The organism is Pseudomonas sp. A125, assembly GCF_055409485.1.
In genome coordinates this window covers 1-517 of the sequence record NZ_JBUZVP010000100.1, presented here as the reverse complement: position 1 = coordinate 517, position 517 = coordinate 1, and the positions used below count along the sequence as shown (strand labels likewise).

Here is a 517-nt window from a genome sequence, read left to right as displayed (position 1 = left end):
TCTGGACTGACATCTGGATTTCCAGCGGGGAAGTATTTCGACATTGCTGTAGAAGGAATTACTCCACAAAACGCTGCCGCTTTTTGTGTGCCTATTAACACAATAACCACTAACGATCGCCAATTAGAGCCCGAGGTTTTGAATGGCGTTGTTCGAGTTTGGCGCACAATGCGCGGCGACCCTTGGGGTAAGTCAGGAATATCAACAACTACCATGCGGCTTGTGGTAGTGAGGTTTAAGTGATGGCAGATAAATTTGGACTTGAGTTTATATCGACAGTCGATAATTGCGTCATCATCGACTCTGAGTTTTCTCGCATGACAGTGGTTTGTCGTGGCCGGTATACGGGCACTGAAGAAAATGGAAATTCATCTATTACGTACTTTCCTGCCCCAATAACAACCCAAGAGCAGCCATTTGTTTTTATCAGGCCCGATAGTGCCAATGGCATCATCGGCATGAGCAACCTCGCTGTATTTGGTTCTCCTGGTAACTGGACTGGATTCCAGGTCAGGAT

1 protein-coding gene and 1 pseudogene are annotated in these 517 nt (G+C 46.6%); both read left to right on the top strand.

What is annotated here, in order from left to right:
* A partial coding sequence (locus ACZRN6_RS36585) for a hypothetical protein (protein ID WP_464009972.1) occupies nt 1–243 on the top strand: 243 nt, incomplete at its 5' end.
* A pseudogene (locus tag ACZRN6_RS36580) lies at nt 243–517 on the top strand (hypothetical protein); the annotation flags it as partial. The gene ACZRN6_RS36585 and the pseudogene ACZRN6_RS36580, both read left to right, overlap by 1 nt.